This window comes from Nocardia sp. NPDC004260 (assembly GCF_053603155.1).
Window position 1 is genome coordinate 55,615 of record NZ_JBSGEZ010000016.1, and the last position, 15,778, is coordinate 71,392.

15 protein-coding genes and 1 pseudogene are annotated in these 15,778 nt (G+C 68.8%); 8 read left to right on the plus strand and 8 right to left on the minus strand.

Annotated elements, in window-relative coordinates:
- Positions 1–9: 9 nt before the first annotated feature.
- Entirely contained in the window at positions 10–1,416 is a 1,407-nt protein-coding gene (locus ACWEO7_RS12220) for an MFS transporter (RefSeq protein ID WP_452422983.1), read from the minus strand.
- Positions 1,417–1,616: 200 nt separating this feature from the next.
- Positions 1,617–2,069 (minus strand): hypothetical protein, encoded by a 453-nt coding sequence (locus ACWEO7_RS12225; protein WP_452422984.1) that lies wholly within the window; start codon positions 2,067–2,069, stop codon positions 1,617–1,619.
- A 114-nt stretch (positions 2,070–2,183) separates the two neighbouring features.
- On the opposite strand from ACWEO7_RS12225, the gene ACWEO7_RS12230 reads away from it, so the two are divergent.
- Positions 2,184–2,384, plus strand: a complete 201-nt coding sequence (locus ACWEO7_RS12230; RefSeq protein WP_452422986.1) for a hypothetical protein — start codon at positions 2,184–2,186, stop codon at positions 2,382–2,384.
- Positions 2,385–2,467: 83 nt separating this feature from the next.
- Here the strand turns inward: ACWEO7_RS12230 and ACWEO7_RS12235 are convergent, their stop codons facing one another.
- Positions 2,468–3,754 (minus strand): PucR family transcriptional regulator, encoded by a 1,287-nt coding sequence (locus tag ACWEO7_RS12235; protein ID WP_452422988.1) that lies wholly within the window; start codon positions 3,752–3,754, stop codon positions 2,468–2,470.
- Positions 3,755–3,921: 167 nt separating this feature from the next.
- Here ACWEO7_RS12235 and ACWEO7_RS12240 point away from each other — a divergent pair, with 167 nt between their 5' ends.
- Entirely contained in the window at positions 3,922–4,848 is a 927-nt protein-coding gene (locus tag ACWEO7_RS12240) for a class I adenylate-forming enzyme family protein (RefSeq protein ID WP_452422990.1), read from the plus strand.
- A gap of 36 nt (positions 4,849–4,884) precedes the next feature.
- Here ACWEO7_RS12240 and ACWEO7_RS12245 read toward each other — a convergent pair whose 3' ends face one another.
- Positions 4,885–5,595, minus strand: coding sequence for an SDR family NAD(P)-dependent oxidoreductase (locus ACWEO7_RS12245; RefSeq protein WP_452422991.1), 711 nt, complete (start codon positions 5,593–5,595; stop codon positions 4,885–4,887).
- A gap of 25 nt (positions 5,596–5,620) precedes the next feature.
- Here ACWEO7_RS12245 and ACWEO7_RS12250 point away from each other — a divergent pair, with 25 nt between their 5' ends.
- Positions 5,621–6,076 (plus strand): MerR family transcriptional regulator, encoded by a 456-nt coding sequence (locus tag ACWEO7_RS12250; RefSeq protein WP_452422993.1) that lies wholly within the window; start codon positions 5,621–5,623, stop codon positions 6,074–6,076.
- A gap of 32 nt (positions 6,077–6,108) precedes the next feature.
- Here ACWEO7_RS12250 and ACWEO7_RS12255 read toward each other — a convergent pair whose 3' ends face one another.
- Both ACWEO7_RS12255 and ACWEO7_RS12260 read right to left on the minus strand, forming a co-directional pair.
- A complete protein-coding gene (locus tag ACWEO7_RS12255; protein WP_452422995.1) occupies positions 6,109–6,864 on the minus strand; it encodes a ZIP family metal transporter in 756 nt (251 codons plus the stop codon).
- Between the two features lie 130 nt (positions 6,865–6,994).
- Positions 6,995–7,759, minus strand: a complete 765-nt coding sequence (locus ACWEO7_RS12260; RefSeq protein ID WP_452422997.1) for a class I SAM-dependent methyltransferase — start codon at positions 7,757–7,759, stop codon at positions 6,995–6,997.
- A gap of 73 nt (positions 7,760–7,832) precedes the next feature.
- Here ACWEO7_RS12260 and ACWEO7_RS12265 point away from each other — a divergent pair, with 73 nt between their 5' ends.
- Positions 7,833–8,423, plus strand: coding sequence for a TetR/AcrR family transcriptional regulator (locus tag ACWEO7_RS12265; RefSeq protein WP_452422999.1), 591 nt, complete (start codon positions 7,833–7,835; stop codon positions 8,421–8,423).
- 51 nt (positions 8,424–8,474) lie between these two features.
- Here the strand turns inward: ACWEO7_RS12265 and ACWEO7_RS12270 are convergent, their stop codons facing one another.
- Entirely contained in the window at positions 8,475–9,401 is a 927-nt protein-coding gene (locus ACWEO7_RS12270) for an alpha/beta hydrolase (protein WP_452423000.1), read from the minus strand.
- Positions 9,402–10,166: 765 nt separating this feature from the next.
- Between ACWEO7_RS12270 and ACWEO7_RS12275 the strand changes: the two genes are divergently transcribed.
- The 4 genes and pseudogenes from ACWEO7_RS12275 to ACWEO7_RS12290 all read left to right on the plus strand — a co-directional run bounded on the left by ACWEO7_RS12275 (position 10,167) and on the right by ACWEO7_RS12290 (position 14,548).
- Positions 10,167–13,022 carry a hypothetical protein gene (locus ACWEO7_RS12275; protein WP_452423001.1) on the plus strand — a complete coding sequence of 952 codons (2,856 nt, stop codon included), beginning with the start codon at positions 10,167–10,169 and terminating at the stop codon, positions 13,020–13,022.
- A 61-nt stretch (positions 13,023–13,083) separates the two neighbouring features.
- A pseudogene (locus ACWEO7_RS12280) lies at positions 13,084–13,323 on the plus strand (cholesterol oxidase); the annotation flags it as partial.
- A 42-nt stretch (positions 13,324–13,365) separates the two neighbouring features.
- Positions 13,366–13,854, plus strand: coding sequence for a GNAT family N-acetyltransferase (locus ACWEO7_RS12285; protein WP_452423076.1), 489 nt, complete (start codon positions 13,366–13,368; stop codon positions 13,852–13,854).
- A gap of 109 nt (positions 13,855–13,963) precedes the next feature.
- Positions 13,964–14,548 carry an NAD-dependent epimerase/dehydratase family protein gene (locus ACWEO7_RS12290; protein WP_452423003.1) on the plus strand — a complete coding sequence of 195 codons (585 nt, stop codon included), beginning with the start codon at positions 13,964–13,966 and terminating at the stop codon, positions 14,546–14,548.
- Positions 14,549–14,555: 7 nt separating this feature from the next.
- Here ACWEO7_RS12290 and ACWEO7_RS12295 read toward each other — a convergent pair whose 3' ends face one another.
- Entirely contained in the window at positions 14,556–15,701 is a 1,146-nt protein-coding gene (locus ACWEO7_RS12295; protein ID WP_452423005.1) for a MarP family serine protease, read from the minus strand.
- Positions 15,702–15,778: the final 77 nt, after the last annotated feature.

The following is a 15,778-nucleotide window of genomic DNA, read 5'->3' on the forward strand; positions in this document are numbered from 1 at the left end:
GGCCGCAACCTACCGAGCCGCGACCGGCTGCGCGTCGGAGCGTGCCGCGACGGGCTCGCCCGCGGGTAGCAGCAGCCCGAGCGCGGCGCCGATCAGCGCCAGCAGCGCCGCCGTGCCGATCGCCGCGGCGAATCCGGCACTGAACGCAGCGGCGGATCCGAGTCCACCGAATGTCGCGAAAACCGCTCCGGGCAAGGCGATCCCGAACGTGCTGCCGAGCTGGCGCAAGGTGTTGAACGTGCCCGACGCCGCACCGACCGCCGCCAAGGGCACCGAACGCAGCACGGCGCTCTGGGCGGCGGGAATGGCCATCGAGACGCCGACACCGCAGAGCACGAACGGCGCGACCATGGCCGGGTAGGACAACTGCGGCCCGGCCGTCAGCGCGAGCCAGCCGTAGCCCGCGGCCTGCATCAGCAGTCCCACGACCACCAGCGGCCGTTCCCCGAAGCGGTTGACCTGCTTGCCCGCCACGGGAGCGACGAGGAACAAGGTGATCGTCCAAGGCGCCAGCCGCACTCCCGCGCCGAGCGGGCCGTGGTGCTGGACCGTCTGCAGGAACTGTGCGAAGAAGAACGCCCCGCTGAAGATCGATCCGAACAGCAGGAAGCCCACCGCGTTGCCGACCGAGAAGCCGCGCGCGGCGAACAGCCGCATCGGGATCAGCGGGGCCGCGGTGCGCAGCTCCCAGCGTACGAACGCGACCAGCGCGATCGCCGCGAGCAGGAACGCGGCGACGACTTCGCCGCTGCCCCAGCCCGCTTCGTCGCCGCGCAGCAGGCCCCACACCGAGCCCAGCGCTGCGGCGCAGGCCAGCCCGATGCCCAGGTGATCGAGCCCGCGTGCCTCGCCACGGCTCTCCGGCAGCCGGGTCAGCATCAGCGGCACGAGCAAGGCGGCGATCGGCAGGTTCAGCCAGAAGATCCACTGCCAGGTCGAGCCCTGCACCACCGCGCCACCGACCAGCGGGCCGCCGAGCGTGGCCAGGCCGGTCACAGCCGCGAAAAGCCCGAGCGCGCGGGTACGCTGCGCGGGCGGGAAGGCGGCCGACAGCAGCGCCATACCGACCGGCATGACGGCCGCCGAGCCGGCACCCTGCACCGCCCGGGCGGCGACCAGCCAGCCCAGGTTCGGCGCCGAGGCGCACGCGGCCGAGGCCGCCGAGAACAGCAGCACCCCCGCGACCAGCACGCGGCGCCGTCCATATCGCTCGCCGAGCGCCGCGCCCGCCATCAGCAGCACCGCGAAGCTCAAGGTGTAGGCGTTGACGGTCCACTCCAGTTCGGCCAGCGAGGCGCGCAGGTCGAGCTGGATCGCATGCAAGGCCGTGGTGACGACCAGCGCGTCCAGCATGATCATCAACGCGGCCACCGATGTCAGCGCGAGTACCCAGCGCTGTCCCGTGGTCGTTCTCATGGGCGAAAGTCCTCCTCCGATGGGTTCGCCCGTACATACCGGCGCCGCCGCCCCGATTCATCGCAGGTTCGGAGAAAACTTTGTTTCGTGCCGATCGCGGACGTACGAGCTTCCGGCAGGAGCCCGCTTCGGAAGCGTCGTCCGGAGTTGCCGCCCCGGGTTCCACCGGGCTCGACGCCGCCCGCGCCCGCTCCGGCCGACTAGGACGTGGCGAGGCGACCGGCGCGCCGACGTCGCGCGGCAAGCGGCAATACCAGCATGTAGAGGCCGGAGAACAGCAGCAGAGCCAGCGGCAGCAGCGGCAGGTAGGACACCCAGACGATCGGTTCCTCCTGCGCCAAGGCGACGAAAGTGGCGACAACGGTCGCGACGAAGCCGATGCCCGACCAGCGATGCAGCTGCCGGACCCGCGGTGCGGGCACGACCTGCCGCGGCGCGGTGTTCCCGGCCGCCCGGCCGCGCCGATCGGCGGACCACGACAGTCCGAATACGCCGAGACCGGAGAAGAGAAGTAAGGCGAGCGGGGGCAGAGGCACGTAGGAGACCCACACGGGCCCCTTCAGCGCCAAGGCGACGACCGTGACGACGATGGTCGCCGTGAATAGGACGGCCAGCCACCGGTGCGTCTGCCTAATCCGTCTGTCCCAGGTCATGAGTCCTCCTCTGTGTGTGAACGGCTCGCGTCCCAACGCTAACGGCGGCGCGCTGACCAGTGCTTCTCGATTCCTGATCGTCTCACTCCGCACACCGGGCGGCCGGGTGACGGGTTGACAGCGACCCGCCTGCTCGTGTCCTGTCTCTTCGCCACGCGGACCGAGTACCTGGCCGTGGCGGTCGTGTTGTCCTCGCCCTACCCGATCGTCCCCGTGGTGTTGGGCGTGACCGCGCTGAAGGAGCGCTTGCACAGCAGCCAGATCATCGGGTTGGTCGCCGCCTCGGCGGCAAGCACCGTCATCGCCACCTCGTGACGACGGACTCGCAACCTGGCTCTAAGCCGTGCGTGGTCCCGTGGAGCATGCAGCGCTGCGCCGCTGAGTTCCGGGCAGCCGGGTCACGCCGGATCGGGTCGCAGTATCGCCGGTCCGTACCAGTGACAGATGAGCAGTGCGAGCTCGACGTCCAGCCGGTCTTCGGCGATGGGCCTGCCGCGTCGCGAAACCGCCCGGCCCACCCGGTATTTCACCGAGTTCGAGTGGAGGTCGAGCTCCGCGGAGGCTGCCTTATAGCTGGATCCGGTGCGCAGGAAGACCTGGAGCGTGTCGCGCAGCCGCGCGTCGTTCTCGGTGTCGGAAGCGAGGTCGCCCAGCACGTCGCCGACCCATTCCCGGACTTCCGCGGTGCTCTCACCGAGCAGGGCCGCGACCGACAATCCGGGGTCTTCGGCCGCGACCACCCGGTGTTCGGTATCCGCCCCCGCCAGCGCTACCGTGCGCGCGTCCTGAGCCAGGCGATGAGATCGGCGGAACCCGGACAGGCCCGGGACCATCGTGCCGATCGCCACGCTCGGGGCGTCGCGTTGCGCGGCCGCGAATTCACGGATATCGGCGACGGCATCGGGTCGCGCCGAACGGTAGGGCAGCCACGCCCAGCCGCTCAGCTGATCGTCGGCGACGAAGAGGGGCTGCCCGGAGGTTCCCGCGGCCTCGGCCGACCCACGAACGAACCGTTGCAGCTCGGCCAGTTCGTCACCGCGGGCTTCCGTGTCGGGATACCAGACGATGAGCGCCAGGTGATGCCAACGCAGGGGATAACGGATCTGCTCGGTGGCGCTGTCGACGTCGACGGACTCCTTCCCCTTCAGTAGCTCGCGCACACAGAGCGCTCGCACACTGTTGCGGGTGTCCAACCACTGCTCCCGCTCTCCTTCATAGACCGCGACGACCTCCTGGATCACCTGGTCGAGGTAGGTGAACAGCCTGGTGGCGATGGCCCGGCCGACGACGAATCGATCGACCGGCGCGACGTCGACGGCCTGCAACTCGGCGAAGATCAGTTCGGTCGCCCGCCGTTGTCCGAGGTGATACGCGCGCACCAGGGCATTGAGCGGGACGTCGCGCTGGGCCAGACGCTTCGTGTACTCCGTGCCCGCCGACGGCAGGTGGATGCGGCTGGCGGGGATGTCGTGACGCAGCGCGTACAGCAGGGTGTCGACGTTTCCCTGCACACTGGCCCTGAGCAGTTCGACGGTGTGGACATCCGCGCGCAGCTCGGGTATCTCTTCCTCGAGCGCGCTGTGGATGCTCGCGCTCATGTCCGTCACCCGCTCGTTCATGCGGGCGGCGATCGTCGCGACACAACGGTCGACCTCGGCTTCACCGCTGCGACGAGAACTCGTCACGAGCCGATCGTATTACCTCGCCGTGCGCGCGGCGGCGGATCTCGCCGTCGATATTGTCTCCCGGCGACAAGACAAGCGACGAATTTGATCCCTGCGCGACGGTGGCGAGAGAAGCTCTGCTTCCTACCGTTGTTATCGAACTACTACGCCGTTGCCGAGGACATCGCATGATGCTTTCCACTCTTCCGGACCGTCGCGCCGCAGCCACCCCGCAGGCACCCGCCCTTGCCGCTGACGGCATCGAACTGAACAACAGCGAATTCCTGACCGCCGTCCAGCGTGCCGCGTCCCGCCTGCGCGCCGCAGGCGTCACGACCGGCGACGTCGTCGCGACCATGCTGCCCGGCGCCGTCGACCTGGTGGTGTCGCTGTTCGCGATCTGGCGCCTGGGCGCCACGGCCGCCGTGATCGACCCGACGGCGTCCGACGAGGAGGTCAGTCAGCGGATAACCGACGCGGACCCCGAGGTCCTCATCGTCATCGAGCATCCGCCGGCGATCGACGCGCCGGTCCGGGTCCTGCCCGCCGCGGCGCTCGGCGCGGCGGAACGCGACCCGGCACCGGCGGCGCGGCCCGGCGGGGAGGCGCTGGCGCTGATCACCTACGGCGGCGGCATCCGGGCGCTGCTCGATCACCGGAACCTGGAGGCCATGTGCCGATTCGTGATCGAGGTCTTCGCCCTCACCGATGGCGACCACAGCCTGTCCACGCTGCCGATGCGGCAACTCTGCGGCATCTTGCTCGGCGCCCTGTCGCCGCTGGTCGCGGGAGGTCGCACTACCTTGACAGGCCCGCTGGACCCGGAGTCGTTCCTGGAACGGATCGAGCGAATCCGGCCCACCTACTCCTCCGCCTTCCCGAGCCTGTACGCGGCACTGACCGATCTGCCCGGCCGGGCGCGGTGGGACACCTCGTCGGTGCGTTTCGCCCTGTGCTGTGCGGCACCGGCCGGAAGCGAACTACGAAGCAGGTTCGAGCAGCGCTTTGGTATACCCATCGTCAACGGATACGGGCTGAAGGAGGTCATCGCCCGGGCCCACGCGATCCGTTCACCGGCGGCAGGGGAGTCGAACCGCGCGTCCGTCGCGTCTTGACCCGCCACGGGTGAGCACCGCACGACCGACGTTCGGCTACCAGGGCAGGGCGCCGTCGGCGTCGAAGTATCCCCCCGTGGGGCCGTCCCGGCCCAGCCGCGCCATCCGCACGATGATCTCGGCGCCTTGCTCGACGCTCTGCAGGCCGGTGTTCCCGTTCAGATCGGTCTGGGTGAAGCCGGGCTCCACCGCGTTGATCCGGATGTTCGGAAACGCTTTCGCATACTGCACGGTGATCGCGTTGACCGCGGTTTTCGATGCCGGGTAGGCGACGCCCGGGTAGGCGTACGCCCGGCTGCCGGGGTCGCTGACCCGGGCCAGTGAGGCCAGCCCGCTGCTGACGTTCACCACGACCGGGGCGGTGGAACGTTGTAGCAGGGGGAGGAACGCGTGCAGGACGCGCACCGTGCCGAAGACGTTCGTCTCGAAGGTCTGGCGCATGAGGTCCGCGGTCACGTCCGCGGCGCCGATCACGGTGTTGGTCGCGGTCCATTCCGTGGCGATACCCGCGTTGTTGACCAGCACGTCCAGGCCGCCGTCGGCTTCGATGGCCGCGACGGCGGCCGCTACGGACGCGTCGTCGGTGACGTCGAGCTGGACTGTTCGTCCCCCCAGCTGTTCGGCGGCCCGGCGTCCGCGCTCGACGTCCCGGCTTCCGAGGTAGACGGTGTGGCCCGCGGCGATGAGCCGGCGGGCGGCCTCGAAACCGAGACCTTTGTTCGCTCCGGTGATCAATGTTGTCGTCATGATCACGGACGCTAAATTCTAGAGCGTGCTCGAAGTCAAGCCGCAGCCGGAATCCGGTCCGCCACAGGAAGGTATGAGCATCGCCGAGGCCGCCCGGCGGACGGGGGTTAGCGTGCACACCTTGCGCTACTACGAACGCGCGGGCCTGGTCGTCACCCCGGTCGACCGCGCAGCGGGTGGCTGGCGGCGCTACCGGCAGTTGGACCTGGACTGGATCGCCGTCTGCACCAAGCTGCGGGCCACCGGCATGCCCATCAAAACCATCCGCCGCTACGCCGAACTCGTCGCCGCCGGGCGCGGCAACGAACACGAACGGCTCGCCCTCATGGAGGCGCATCGCGCCGAGGTAGCAGCCAAGATCGCCGAGTTGCACGAGAACCTGGAACTCATCGACCACAAGATCGACGTCTACCGCGGCAGGCTCGCCGTTGGCGACGCCGATCGGTTGTGGGCGCCCGACCGTCGAGCCGGCGAACGCTGAGCAATCGGCTCCGAAAAGCCTGCACCACAGGGCTAATGGTCGAGCTGGGACAGGGCGAAGGCGGTGAGGAACCCGGCCACCGTGATCATTCCGACCCACAGATGGGCGTCTTCGAAGGCCTCCGGGATCATCGTGTCGGTGATCATGGCCAGGATCGCGCCCGCGGCCAGGGCGGTGATCGCGGCCAGCGCGGCGGGCGCGGCGTCACCGAGCAGCCCGAAGCCCGCCATGGCGGCCACGCCACTGATCACCGCTATCCCAGCCCACAAGCCGAACACGTAGCGCGGGCTGCGGTTCGCGCGGCGCATACCGGCCGCGCTGGACAGCCCCTCGGGAATATTGCTGATGAACACGGCGGCCACGGTGACCGCGCTGACGGTTTCGCCGCCGAGCAAACTCGCCCCGATGACGATGGACTCCGGCACACCGTCGAGCAGCGCGCCCAACGCGATGGCCGTGCCCGAGCCGGACTGCTCGGATTCGCTTGGTTGCTGGTCTCCCGAGCGTTTGCGGTGGCGGGCGCCGCGGCGGGCGAGGGCGACGTTCGCCAGGGTGTAGATCCCCGCGCCGCCCACCGCGCCGAGGGCGGTGGGCAGCAATCCGGCCTTCTCGTGCGCCTCTGCGATCAACTCGAACGACACCGCCGAAAGCAGGACTCCGCTACCGAATCCCATCACGCTGGCCACGATCTTCGTGGGAACGCGCGCCCAGAATCCCACCAGAGCGCCTATCAGCAGGGCGGACCCGGCCAGTAATCCCCATCCGCCCGCAGCCCACAACCCTGACACTCAACCGTCTCCTCACCGCTCGGAACGCGTCGACCAGCGCGGATCATCGCCGGCCACCTGTCCGAGCTACCCGCACCAGCCGGGACGGAAACGAAGCCCAGGAATAGCGGGGAAGGGGCGGCGCATCGGGTCAGGGTGTGGCGGTGCGCGTCGCGGTGATCGCCACCGTCGTGTAGGGCAGGGTGAAACTCCCGCCCATCGCATCGATCGCCGCGCCGACACCGTCGAGCACTTGTGTCAGTTTGTCCTCCGGGAGGCGGGTCATGGAGCCGTGCGTCGGAAGTTGATCCAGCGGATCTTCGAATCGACCGGTCTCCCGGATGCCTTCGGCTGCTTTGTCCAGCATCTGCCGGTGCACCTCCAAGGCTCGCGTGCCCGGCTGGAGGGTGAACGGCGAGTCGGGCGCCACCCGCCGGTACACCACGCCATACGCTTCCGCCACCTCGGTCGGGAGATGGAACACATGCCAGAATGCGGAGAGCACGCCCCGGGGGCGCAGAACCTCCGCCGCTTTTGCCGCCCCCGCGACCGGATCGACCCAGTGCCAAGCCGTTCCCGCGATGACCGCATCGAAGACGCGGCCTGCGCCGTCCCAGGTTTCGAAGGTCGCCACGTCGACCTCCAACCCTTGGCCCCGTGCGAATTCCGCCATCCGCGGATCCGGTTCGACTCCCAGCACCGTGCAACCGGCCGCCTGGAACTGCCGGGCTTCGACACCGGTGCCGCAGCCGACATTCAGGACCGCGCGCCCGGGACTGAGGGAAACGATGTGCTCTATCAGGGCTTCGGGATAGCTGGGCCTGGTCCGGTCGTAGCGTTCGGCATTCACCCCGAAGGACTCCGCGATCTGCCGGTGCCGGTGCGGCGTTTCCTCCGGCGAAGGTATAGTGGGCATGCGCCCACTCTAAATGGGCATTCGCCCACTCGGCAACGGGTGGGTCTCGATCCGAACAGAAAGAGGCACCCGTATGCCCACCGGAGTCGCCCTCCGCGACGTGCGCGAGCAGTTGTTCGACGCCGCCGACCGGATCCTGCTCCGCGACGGGCCGAGCGCGCTGACCAGCCGGGCGGTCACCGCGGAGGCGGGCTGCGCCAAAGGCGTGCTGCACCGGCACTTCACCGACTTCGACGACTTCCTCGCCGAACTGGTGACCGCCCGTATCGGGGCGATCGAGCGACGGGCCGCCGCTCTGCGGGAATCCGCCGGGAGCGGCGGCGTGGTCGAGCACCTCACCACCGCGCTGACGGACGTGTTCGGCCCGGTCACCACGGCCATCGTCGGCTTGATCACGTTCCGGGACGAATTGCGCGCACGCCTGCGCCGCGACCGGCCGACCGGCGTCCCCGTCCTTGCGGAAGCGACCGCCATGATCGCCGGGTACCTCACCGCCGAACGCGACCTCGGCCGGATCGCCGCGACGGCCGACGTCGACTCGCTCGCCCCCATGCTGATCGGGACCGCGCACCTGCTGTTCGCCGATCGGGACGCCGGTCCGCCCTCGCGTGAGGCGGTCGGCGGTGCGGTGAGCGCGGTCGTCGGGGGAGTACTGTCCGGCTAGTGCGAGCGCCGAGGTGAAGTCTCCGGCCCGGTGCTCGGTGTCGGGGCTCGGTCAGTGCGCGCCGAGCGCGTCGAGGATCATCGGACGCGCGGTCGCGAGTGCTTGCTGCCAGTAGGGCCAGGTGTGTGTCCCGTCGACGGTGTCGACGCGGGCGGTCATCCCGAGTTCCGCGAGCCGATCACGGAACATCTGGGCGGCGATCGTCGTCATCGACTCGAGGCCCATCGCGTTGACCGTGTTCCCGACTCCGAACGGCACGTCGAGCGGGCCGGGTAGTCCGTTGCCGGTCGAGACGTATATCGGCAGTCCGCGCAGCAATTCGGCCTGTACGGTGGCGTCGTTGCGGCTCCAGGCCGGGTCCCCGACCGGCCCCCACATGTCGTCGACATTGAAATTGCCTTCGTCCCGCATGGCGGCGCGCATCGCTTCGTTCCAGAGCGGGAACGTCGGGTGCAGGAATCCGGAGAACGATCCGGCGAACTTGAACTGGTTGCGATGGTATCCGGCCAGGATCAGTGCGGCGTTGCCGCCCATGGAGGCGCCGACGATGGCATCGTTGGTGCGCGATACGCCGAACCGCTGTAGGTAGGCGGGCAGTTCCTGGGTGAGGAAGGTCTCCCATTTGTACGTCGTCTCTTGGCCGTTCGTGCTGCTCGGCTGGTACCAGTCGGTGTAGAAGCTCGAGTGGCCACCGACCGGCAACACCAGGGTGACGTTGTCGTCCGCGAATTGGGCCAAGGCGTCGGTGTCGGTCGTCCACTGACTGTGGTCGGCGGGCGCGCGCAGGCCGTCGAGCAGGTAGAGCGCCGCGCTTCCGCCGCGAGCCGCCCATTGGACCTGGACTTTGATCGGTCCCATGCTGGACGGCACGGAGAGCTCGCTGAAACCGCGCGCCGGTGCGCGCAATATCGGCGCGTGGATCGGCGCGGCGGTAGCGACGGCCCCGCCGAGGGACGACATGAGCACGGCTGTTGCCATGACAGCGCCGGTCTTTCTCATTCGACCGCGAATACCCCGCTGCTTTCCGGACCGCGCTGCCGCGCCCACCCGCATGCCTCCCACCCGCTTCCTGTTCGGTAACGATAAGTCGAATCCTGTTGTCGCACAGTACGAATCGCTTTCTCCGCACTGCACTGCCGCGCCACGATCGCGAATTCATCCTACGTTGCGCCGTGTTGGCTACCGGGCTCCGTCCCGGCCAGACATGGGAAGTCGGGACGGACCGCGGGTGCGCGCGGTGTGGACAGCTCACCGACGTCGGCCGACCGCTGTGGCCGCTCGGGGCGATGCGGATCACCGGTCGAGGAAACGAGGGTGAGCGACTCGGTCAAATGGTAGCTCGAAAGTTGCTACGCCGCGGCCCTCTGGCGTGTTCGAGAAGTGCGGCGTGTCGCGGCCGGTCGTCGACCCACAAGGAGCCGCGCCGGTTTCCCCAGCGGTTGTTCGCTGCCGTGGGAAGCTTGGATGCGAACGACATGGACTTCGCCCCGGGCCGTCCGGGCGTGTTCGCCGACTGCTCGATTTAGCCCCAGCGGGGCCACTGGGTGGGTCGCCGTCGTGCGGGGTGAGAAAAGCGCATTGCCGCTTCAAGATTTCTTTTGGAAATACCGACGAGTTGGATATCCGAATCCGAACCCTCGTTACGTACGACTCGGTGTGCTGCGCGCGTGAAAATGATTGATTACCAACGGATTATGTGATCCATGTGGAGACATCAACCCGGCGGGCCGATATCATCGGCTCGTGGGGAACCGGCTTGCGCTGATCGTCGGATCGGAATGCGATGCGATGCCTCGCTTGGGATTTCCCGGCGACTTGGCGCGCGAATTGTCTTCGGCACTCGTGACGTCCGGGGGATGGCGCGCGGTCGGCGGCAAGGTCATGGCGCTGACCGATCCGACGTTGACGGATCTACAGTCGGCGATGGTCGAGGCGTTCGAAGAAGCGAACCGGCAACGGGCGATATTGCTCCTCGGTTTCATCGGACACGGGATCGGCATGACCGGTCCGCCTCGGTACTTCTTCCTGGCGAAGGACTCGCCTTCGCCGATGGCCGGTGGCGGCAAGCCGTTCGTCCCCTTCGGGGTGTTCAATCTGTCGGAGGCGATCGGCGGCCTCGCGCAGCGGTATTCCGACATCGACGGCCTGATCGTGCTGGTCGACGCGTGTGAAGCGGGCGGCGCGACGCAGGCCGCGGCCCGGGATTGGTCGGACGCGGTAGCCCGATCCGCCGGCCGGTTGGAGCTGTTGGTCGCATCCGACGACGGCCCGGCGTATAAGGGATGTTTCACCCGTTCCATGCTCGATTTCTTCAGTGTCGGCCTGCCGCGCCGTGGCGAACACATCCTGCCGGCGGATTTACGCGACCCCATCGCGAAATCATGCACATCACAGCTCCCGCAGGCGTTTTCGATGGCCGTCGGTGAGGTCGAGAAGCAGGGCGATCCGGGTTTGTGGTTGGTGCGCAACGTCGCTCGAATGAAGGACGTGGTCCACGGGCGAGCCGACGCCACGACCGTGGACGAGTTGACGACGCGGCTGCATGTCACCGCGACGATGCGCAGGCAACTGAACGAGCTGTCCGACTATGGATTCGAGCGACTGCGCGGCGTCGTCGGCGTCGGCGGCTCCGGCAAATCCGTGCTGATGGCGTTGCTGGTGCGCCCCGGCCTGGCCGACACCTCGGCCACCATCCCGACGGTCGCCGCCGCCGCGAGCGTCAACGCGGCCGTGTTCCTCACCGGGACCGGTACCGCCGAGAAGCTCGTGGACGAGTTGGTCGTCCAACTGCGACGACAGCTACCCGCGCCGGCCGCGCCCGGACAGCCGACGACAGGAACGAATTCGGTTGACCGCGGGCGAGACGACGCGATCACGGCAGAACTACACGACGTGTTGAGCCGGTTTTACGACGCCGAGCGCCGGGTCACGATACTGATCGATGGTCTCGACCTGCCGGACGAGCCCGGATGGCGTGCGGGCATCGCGCGCACGATCGGCAGTCTCACGACGCTGGAGGACTATGATCACGTGCGCGTGATCATCAGCGCCGGAATCGATTCCGATGTCCTGACGATGCCGGAATTCGCGCGCATGCGGTCGTTCGCGTTGACCGGGCCCACGGCGTCCGACATCCGACTGTTCCTGCGGGCGCATGTGCGCGACCGCCAGGGCAGACCGTGGCCAGAGCAACGGCTGACCGCACTGGTCACGGCCTTGGGTCTGGCGCCGGATGCCGTGCCCGACACCCGTGACCGGTCGGCGCGCCCGTGGTCGCCGACCAGTGGCTGGCTCATTCCGCGTCTTGTCGTCGACACCGCCACCCTGCTCACCGACGAGCAACTCAACGGCAGAGTCGATGTCGGTGTGCTGGTGCGGCGGCGGCTGGAGGTGGTGCGCGCGTCGCTGGCTCGCACCGGCGGCACTGCCGCGATCCATCGTCTCGGTCTGTTGGTCGCGGTGGTGCTGACCGGTAGCCCGGGGCCGGTGCTTCCGATCGAGGTGGTGTGCGAATCGATCAAGGCCCTCGGGCCGGCGGATATGCCCGAACCCGAGGTACGCAACCTCACGGTGGCACTCGGCGCGCTGCTCAGCCGTCGCAGGCCGAGTACCCCGGACGAGCACATCGGCGTCGCGCACGCCGCAGTGCACGCGTCGCTGACTTCGGCGAACGCATCCGCGGGGGTGTCTCGACGGCGCGCCCACCGAGCCGTGCTGAGTGCATTGGAGCGCTGCGGCTCGGCGCAGGCCGCGGCATACCGCGAAGTCGCCGCGGTCCGGCATTATCTGGCTGCGGGGGATCCCGACGGCGCGTTCGCCTTCCTCCAGGGAATCACCTCGGGCGCCGCGAACGAGCAGATGACGCTCTGGGCATCTTGGCTGCCGAGCTTCACCAGCAGACTCGGCCCGTATCACCCGGTCAGCCGCCAAATCGCCGAGACCGTCGACCGGCTGCGCGCGCAGCGCGGACGCGCGGAGACGGCGGAGCGGACAACCCGTCTGGCGCTGCTGGCCGCCGCTGTCGTCGCGGTCGTCGTCGGCGTATGGATCGCCCTCGCGGCACCGACCGGTGATGTGGCGCTCGGTCTGTTCGAGACAACGACCACCGCCGGACCGTCGGAATCGGATCCGCTCGCGGCGACCACGGAGGACGCGGTCGGCGCGACGCTGGACGAGGCGACGACTCGACCGGCCGTCACCACGACCCCCCGGCAGATCGCGCGCTCGGCTGATCAGTCGGCCATAACGAGCACGACCACGACCACGACGACGACCACCACGACTACCACCACCAAGCCGCCGGAATGTCCCGTCGTCGTGGATACCCTCCAATTCGGCGCGGTCACCGTCGGCGGTACCGCGAAGCAAGTCGTCTCCTTCCTCTGGCGAGGTTGCTACGACGCGTCGAAAGCGTATTTCTCCGGACCCGGCTACAGCATCGACAAAACCGATTGTCCCGGTGCGCAACCCGACACATCCTGCATGATTCGCTTCGCCTTCACTCCTACGGCGAAAGAGAAGTACGACTACAAGTTCGCGATACCGGACAAGAAGGGCGGCCTGGTGGTCCGAATCCTGCTGCGCGGCAGCGGAAAATAGCCTGCTCGAAACGGTGGCAAGCCGGATGGAAAATGGCCGGAAATCTCGATATCGCGTCCGTATCTCTCGTCCCGACGGCTCCACCATCTCGGCGAACCTGGGCGTGAATCCATCCCTGACCATCACCGCCCAAGCCGAACGCGCCATGTCGTTGTGGCCGAACAAAGGCGAGGACGACCTGCGTCCAGCTCTCGGCACGGCCTACCGCAGGCTCGCGCCGATCGAGCCGAAGAACCCGGTGGTTCCGGTCGCCGCGCCCGGCGCATTGCGCCTGCCGATCACCCCGGTCCGAGCGGGCGGAAAACCGGTCGCGTGCGGCCGGTCCCGGTGCCAGGATCGGCGCATGCCCCGCCATGTCGTCCTCGAACCGCTCGACGAAGCGTTGCTCACCGATCTGCTGCACACCGCGGTGGCCGATGCGCATCCCGGCGAGGTCATGCCGGTGGAAGCGCCGGACGCGAGCTGGAATGCCGACCGAGAGGCGGATTTCCGAGCCTTCCACCGCGGCCGCGCGCTGGCGGACCCGCCCGTCGAGTCGACCTACGGCATACGGGTGGACGGCGAGGTGGTCGGCGCGGCACGACTGTGCCGGTTGCCCGCCTCGGACGGCGCCGCCGAGGCGGGAGTCTGGCTCGGCCGCTCCCGCCGAGGCACGGGAATCGGCACCGCCGTGTTCGCCGCATTGATCGAGCGGGCAACCGCCGAGGACTACTCGAGGCTGTTCGTGAGCACGACGCCGGACAACATTCCCGTACTCCGCCTGTTGACCGCACGCGGAATCGATTACGCCCTGGACGGCAACGAGGCCACCGCTTGGATTCGCTGCGGCTGAAGCCAGTTCTCCGCGAGTGAGTGAAGCGAGACCGAGCATCCGCCGTTCGCGGCCCGAGCCATGAGGGGGCCGCGAACACGCCGCGACGAAGTCGCGGCAAAATGGTCCAGTGCGCATCTTCTTGGCCGGTGCGACCGGCGTTATCGGAGTCCGCTTGCTTCCGCTGTTGATCGAGGCGGGGCACGAGGTCGCGGGGATGACCCGATCGGCGGGGAAGGCCGATCCTTTGCGGGCGCTGGGGGCCGAGCCGGTCGTGTGCGATGTGTACGACGCCGACGCCCTGTCCGCCGCCGTGGTCGGGTTCGGGCCCGACATGGTGATGCATCAGCTCACGGACCTGCCGGACGACGCGGCGCTGCTGCCGGAGCGGGCCGAGGCGAACGCGCGCATCCGTACCGAGGGCACCCGTAACTTGATCGCCGCCGCGCGGGCGGCCGGGGCGAAACGCTTTCTCGCCCAGAGTATCGCGTGGGAGCCGCCCGCAGGCCGGGGCGCGGTGATCCAGGAGCACGAAGCGGCCGTGCTGGACTTCGACGGCGTGGTGGTGAAGTACGGCCAGTTCTACGGTCCTGGCACCTACTACGAGACCGAACTGCCCGCGCACCCGCGCGTGCATGTCGACGATGCCGCGGAACGGACCATTCCGCTGCTGGATGCCTCGAGCGGTGTGGTGATCATCGCCGACGCGTCCTGACCGGCGGTCAGGACGCGCAGGGGCCGGTGTCGACCGGGCGGTCGGAGCGCCATCCGTGGTCGAGCCGGTCGAGGACTTCCGGCAGGCTCGTGGCGAATCCGACATTGCTGTTGTTCTCGTCGACACCGAACACGATGCCAAGCACCCGGCCGTCGCGGTCGACCAGTGGCCCGCCCGAATTGCCGTGCTGGATCGAACCGTCCAAGGTGTAGATCTCGCGTTCCCCGACACCGGTGCGGTAGATGTCGCGCACCTGGCGTTCGGCCCGGCCGCGCACCCGCGTGGCGGATGCGGTGTAGGACCCGCCCCTCGGGTAGCCGAGCGCGATCGCGTCGTCGCCGGGATCGGCCGGTTCGGGCGCGACGGTCAAGGCGGGCGCGGTGAGCCCGGGGACGGCGAGCACAGCGATGTCCATAGTCGGATCGAATTGCACCACGGTCGCGGTGAGCGATCCGGCCGCGGTGTCGACGGAGACTTTGCTGGAGCCCGCGACGACGTGCGCGTTGGTCAGCACGCGCTCCGGCACGATGACGAATCCGGATCCGGACTGGCGCACGCCGCAGGTCGGCGCGAGATCCTGGACGCGAAGCACACTCTGGCGCAGTGTGGCGGGCATCGGTCCCTCGACGATGCCCGGATCGGGCGGCGCGAGCGGGCGGCCGAGCCCGGCGTCCACGATCGGTCCGGTGAGCACCTCCGACAGTCCGGACAGCCAGAACGGCGCGACGTCGTCGACGGTCCGCACGGTCGTCGAATCACGCACCACGGCGGACGATTCCAGCGGTGCGGCGAACAGCCACACCACCAGCGGCACCGCGAGCGCGTAGGCGAGACATCCGCAGACGGCGTCGGCGCGTTGCGCGACCGGATCGGACACCGTCGCGCGAGCGGCTCGTCCGGCCCGGTGCCCGGCGACCGCGCCGAACGCGACCAACCCGGCGACCACCGTCAGCGCGAGCAGGAGCCGCACGGCGCCGGGAGCCAGCTGACCGAACACCGTGGCCGCGAGCGCCGCGCCGAGAATCGCTCCTGCCAGGGCGCCCGCGAAACCGGGCAGCCCCACGATCGCGCCGCGGCGCCAGCCGAGCACCGCGGCCACCACGACAGTGGTGAGCACGGCGAGATCCAGCCAGTTCGGCAAGGTCAACGCCATACTCCCGTCGCTGCTGGTGGACAACGGCGACGGATTCGTCGTCGGCCGCCCCGTCGCCATCCGGCTGTGTCACGGCC

Bases quoted from the DNA above. Each gene is read 5' to 3' on its own strand.
- ACWEO7_RS12220 (WP_452422983.1), bottom strand. From the start codon at position 1,416: ATGAGAACGACCACGGGACAGCGCTGGGTACTCGCGCTGACATCGGTG.
- ACWEO7_RS12240 (WP_452422990.1), top strand. From the start codon at position 3,922: ATGATGCTTTCCACTCTTCCGGACCGTCGCGCCGCAGCCACCCCGCAG.
- ACWEO7_RS12285 (WP_452423076.1), top strand. From the start codon at position 13,366: ATGCCCCGCCATGTCGTCCTCGAACCGCTCGACGAAGCGTTGCTCACC.
- ACWEO7_RS12245 (WP_452422991.1), bottom strand. From the start codon at position 5,595: ATGACGACAACATTGATCACCGGAGCGAACAAAGGTCTCGGTTTCGAG.
- ACWEO7_RS12265 (WP_452422999.1), top strand. From the start codon at position 7,833: ATGCCCACCGGAGTCGCCCTCCGCGACGTGCGCGAGCAGTTGTTCGAC.
- ACWEO7_RS12260 (WP_452422997.1), bottom strand. From the start codon at position 7,759: ATGCCCACTATACCTTCGCCGGAGGAAACGCCGCACCGGCACCGGCAG.
- ACWEO7_RS12270 (WP_452423000.1), bottom strand. From the start codon at position 9,401: ATGGCAACAGCCGTGCTCATGTCGTCCCTCGGCGGGGCCGTCGCTACC.
- ACWEO7_RS12295 (WP_452423005.1), bottom strand. From the start codon at position 15,701: ATGGCGTTGACCTTGCCGAACTGGCTGGATCTCGCCGTGCTCACCACT.
- ACWEO7_RS12225 (WP_452422984.1), bottom strand. From the start codon at position 2,069: ATGACCTGGGACAGACGGATTAGGCAGACGCACCGGTGGCTGGCCGTC.